5 protein-coding genes and 1 pseudogene are annotated in these 3,869 nt (G+C 55.3%); 5 read left to right on the plus strand and 1 reads right to left on the minus strand.

The window, feature by feature from the left end; genetic code table 11:
• Nucleotides 1–85: 85 nt before the first annotated feature.
• The 3 genes from JUK32_RS16055 to JUK32_RS16065 all read left to right on the plus strand — a co-directional run bounded on the left by JUK32_RS16055 (nt 86) and on the right by JUK32_RS16065 (nt 1,988).
• Entirely contained in the window at nt 86–730 is a 645-nt protein-coding gene (locus tag JUK32_RS16055) for a hypothetical protein (RefSeq protein WP_204139878.1), read from the plus strand.
• A 190-nt stretch (nt 731–920) separates the two neighbouring features.
• Nucleotides 921–1,196: a hypothetical protein gene (locus JUK32_RS16060; protein ID WP_204139879.1), complete on the plus strand. Its 276-nt coding sequence runs from the start codon at nt 921–923 to the stop codon at nt 1,194–1,196.
• A gap of 39 nt (nt 1,197–1,235) precedes the next feature.
• The gene (locus JUK32_RS16065; protein WP_204139880.1) at nt 1,236–1,988 is read left to right on the plus strand and encodes a phosphoadenosine phosphosulfate reductase family protein; all 753 of its coding nucleotides are present in this window, start codon (nt 1,236–1,238) and stop codon (nt 1,986–1,988) included.
• A 29-nt stretch (nt 1,989–2,017) separates the two neighbouring features.
• On the opposite strand, the pseudogene JUK32_RS16070 reads toward JUK32_RS16065, so the two are convergent.
• A pseudogene (locus JUK32_RS16070) lies at nt 2,018–3,110 on the minus strand (IS630 family transposase).
• A gap of 15 nt (nt 3,111–3,125) precedes the next feature.
• Between JUK32_RS16070 and JUK32_RS16075 the strand changes: the two are divergent.
• Both JUK32_RS16075 and JUK32_RS16080 read left to right on the plus strand, forming a co-directional pair.
• A complete protein-coding gene (locus tag JUK32_RS16075; RefSeq protein ID WP_204139881.1) occupies nt 3,126–3,605 on the plus strand; it encodes a hypothetical protein in 480 nt (159 codons plus the stop codon).
• 21 nt (nt 3,606–3,626) lie between these two features.
• Nucleotides 3,627–3,809 (plus strand): hypothetical protein, encoded by a 183-nt coding sequence (locus tag JUK32_RS16080; protein WP_204139882.1) that lies wholly within the window; start codon nt 3,627–3,629, stop codon nt 3,807–3,809.
• Nucleotides 3,810–3,869: the final 60 nt, after the last annotated feature.

Genomic DNA, 3,869 nt, shown 5'->3' on the forward strand with positions numbered 1-3,869 from the left:
AGCCGGATGAAGGGAAACTTTCACGTCCGGTTCTGTAGACCATCGTCGGGGGCGACCCCGGCGATGAGTTTAACCAGTCTCTGAGGTGGATGCGATCGCTAATAGGTATGAATCCATCCGACGCGATGAAGGGTCGGGAGAAATCCTCTCTGGCGGCAATCGCTATGTCCACTGTGAAAGACGGTTCTCGATCGCGGTCTTTGAAGCAGCCGTGAGGACGGTTTGTCGGGATTGGGGGGTGGAGCCAGTACCCACGGTGGTCTGTGGGCCATCAGAGTTTGCTTCACCTCATATTCCTCATGAGGCGAATCCTCAGCGGGTTGGTGGAGGTGTGAAGGATCTTCAGTGGTTGGTGATGGATTACCTGGCTGAGCAGTCTTTCTATCCGGTTCAGGAGGTTGATGAGGAGGGCGATCGCGATCTCTGTGGCGGTAGCGGCGGTGCTGGTGAGGCGGAGGTGTCTGTCTTGAAGCCGGGGTCAGCTTGGAATGCGTCAGCACCTCATGCTACGGCGGCTGACCTACAAGCTGTGGAGGTGGTGGAGAATCACGCCAAAAATGGCTTTGAACTCTTTTTTCCGGGTAAACCCGATCCGGCTACTCGGCAACTGTTGCGGGCATGTGGGTTTCGACCGGGCAAGAAGAAATCAGGCCAGCGCTCAGGGCAGTGGTTCTGGTATGCCAAACGTACTCAAGGCACTACCGAGTTTGTCCTGGGGCTGACTGGGTAGCGATCGCGGGTCTGGTTGGGTTGTTTTTGTCGTGTGGTTGAAGGCTTAGAGAACGACAAATACAGCAAGTGTGGGATGGCGTCAGTTCGGTGGAAGGTTTGTGATGGCTTTTGATTTTCCAGGCTGCCCAGTTTGTCAAGGGATCGGTCGCGTTGCTTTGAGCGGTTCTTTGGGTTCAGGGGATGGGCCGTTGTGTTCAACGTGCAAGGGAACCGGGGACTTACCGCGATCGCTACGAGAGGCGGTGCTGAGGGCCGCTGAGGCGGATTTAAGGGCGGTACGGCGGTACGGGGAAGTCGGCATTGCTCAGACGCACCACGGGCTACTCAATCTCAGCTATGAGCGTGATTCGCGAGTCTACAAGTTACGGCGTTTCGATGGCAGTGGAGGGGTATTAGCTCGTGGCCCGAAACGGGTGGTCTTACCAGCGCTCATTCACAGTTATGTCCTGGTGGTGGAGGGCTAAGGCAGACAGCAGCAGTTTTGATGGCAGTTTTTTAGATTCATGCAGGTGCAACAACAGCTTTCTCTTTTAGGTGATTCAGGGCGCACGATTCAGGTGCCTACGGCGATTCACAAGGCGTTATCGGCGGGCTTTGCACTGGCGATTTCGGTCAGTGGTGGTAAAGACAGTGATGCGATGGCGCGGGCGATCGTGCGGTGGTTTAAGCAGCAGGGGTTTCCCGGTCGGTGTTATCTCATTCATGCTCATCTTGGGCGCATTGAGTGGGCCGGGGTGAAAACCCATCTGAAGGCTTTAGCTGATGCGTTAGCGGTGCCTTTGGTGTTTGTGAAGCGAGGCCAGGGTGGACTCATTGAGAAGTGGGGCGAGCGACGGGCCTCGTTAGAGCGCGATGGCAGGGCAGCGCCGCCCTGGTCTTCGGCAGCTTGTCGGTTTTGCACGTCGGATACCAAGGTCGCTCCGATCAACAAGCACATGCGGCAGCATTCAGGTGTGGTCTCGGCTATTGGGCTCAGGGCGGAAGAGTCTTCTAGTCGCGCTCGAAAGCCGTTCTGTCAGGTGCGAAAGGGCATTACCGGAAAAGCTTACTTAGACACGATGGCGGCGGGCGATAGTCCGGAGGTGCAGGCGGACAGGGCGGTTTCGGCATTCCTGGAGGATGACAGTAAGACGGGGCGATTAGCGTTGGATTGGCATTCGATTCTTGATTGGTCGGAAGGTGATGTCTGGCAGGAGATGGGTTCTTCGCTTCAGGAGTTAAGTGGGCGGCGACGGCTCTTTAAGCAGGGGTGTTAAGTAGGTGGCTCTAAATAAACGTAGTCCTGCTAGGTTGTGAGGAATTTAGGATTGGCCTGATGCTTAGAGGCAAAATTAAAGCGTTTGAGGGTATAACCAGACTGGATGCCTCGGCGGTTCAATCCAGCAATCACGCCCATTGCTAGGTCGTAGGTGTCTTCAAACATCGCACCTCGAATCTCATGGGCTTTGAGTTGATGCCATTCGGTCTCAATGTCATTCATCTGCGAACAGTACGGAGGCAGTTGAAAGAAATCCAAGCCTTGGGCCTGCCAGATGGGAAGCCGCTGTTGCACGGCCTTACTAGTATGAATCGAGGCATTGTCCTGGACTATCACGGTAGCGATACCGGTGCGCTGAAAGAGTCGTTGGGCGCAGGTGGCCTGCCAATCCATGAAATGGATGTAACTGGCACTGGTTAGACTACCGACAACTAAGCCGTAACGCATGTCTCGTCCCGGCTCCCAGAGGCCCAAAATACTGAGCCGTCGACTGCGCTTCACCGTCTGCTCTTGGCACTTTTGAGTGCCCATTAACGACCAACTGTAGCTGACGGGACTCCAACTATCGAAGCCCGACTCATCCAGGTACTTCAGTCGAATATAGCCGTCACGAGCGGCCTGTTGTAGAAGGTCCAAGTCAGCCTGTTTCCGGGCTCGCAGCACGGGGTCTTGACGGCGGCGATGACTGTGGCGGGTGCGTTTCCACCGATATCTTTTTTTTCAGTAAACGTCTCAAGTGGCCTCGGCTGAGGCTGATGCCGTGGACGTCAGAAAGATGATCCATCAGTTGGCGACTATTGACCGTGCGCTCCTCAGCCGAGAGGTGCTGCTCCAACGCGGTCATCACCGCGGTCGTACACTGCGGCGGACGACCTGGGCGGGGACTATCCCACAACCCGGACAGTCCATCCTGCTGCCATCGATGAATCGCCGTGCGGGCCGTGGCCACTCGCCAGCCTAGATACTCAGCAATGTCCTGAGGCGTCCATCCCCGATGACTTAACCTCAGCGCTTCAGCCCGGTCTTTGGTGCGTTGAGGCACTCCAGACGCCCCTCGCAAGTCTTGCAGGGTACGGTCTTCCTCTACACTCAGTTCAACTCGCAAGGGAGGTGTTGACATAGCTGGAACCGCCTAATGGGTAGATCTTCAGCTTACCTCCATCACTACGTTTATTTCTGTTCATCTACTTATCACCGGGCGTTGTGTGGGTTCTCGGGCCATTGGGCTTATGTGGCGGGGGCCAGTCGGCTCAGTTGTTCTCAGTGTGTCTTAGCGGGCACCCATGACCTCAAAACGGGAGCCTTTAACAATCCGGCCACCTGGCTCGAACTTGCTTTATTTGAGTTGGACTGTGGGTGGAGTTTTAAGCAAGACCTGTGGTTAGCATTTCTGGGCGTTGACCTTGATCTCGCGTTCAAGCGGTTGGATGGATTAGGGCAGGTGTTACGGGCGTTGGGGCTCGTTCAGGGCTGTTGTTGGCAGGTGGTGTTGGCGTTATTAGCACGGGTGTCGCCGGATGCGATCGCCCTCTGGCACAAAGATACCCTCGCTCTTTTGGCTCATAAAGTGGGAGCACGTCACATTCTTGAGAGAAAAATTAGAGTAAGGCTGTAGCGATATTTTGAGGGGGCAACCATGACGCCAGAGGAACGCCAAGAACTGCTGCAATGCCGCCAACGCATCGCGGAATTGCTGTATCAAGAAGCCTGCGAGCAAAACCAACCGATGGCGACGTTAGGAGCGATTGAGTCGACGGTGCGCGCACAAATTCAAGAGCATGTTTCGCCCGCTATTGGGGAGTTTATTAGACGACAATGAGCCTGTCGGCTGACGACAACTAGAGAGGCGGATTTATTGATTTCGTCATCTGGATCCAAA

It is taken from the genome of Halomicronema sp. CCY15110 (assembly GCF_016888165.1).
GTDB lineage: Bacteria > Cyanobacteriota > Cyanobacteriia > Phormidesmidales > Phormidesmidaceae > Halomicronema.

Excerpts from the sequence above, each read along its gene's own strand:
- JUK32_RS16065 (WP_204139880.1), top strand. The coding sequence starts at position 1,236 with ATGCAGGTGCAACAACAGCTTTCTCTTTTAGGTGATTCAGGGCGCACG.
- JUK32_RS16075 (WP_204139881.1), top strand. The coding sequence starts at position 3,126 with ATGGGTAGATCTTCAGCTTACCTCCATCACTACGTTTATTTCTGTTCA.
- JUK32_RS16080 (WP_204139882.1), top strand. The coding sequence starts at position 3,627 with ATGACGCCAGAGGAACGCCAAGAACTGCTGCAATGCCGCCAACGCATC.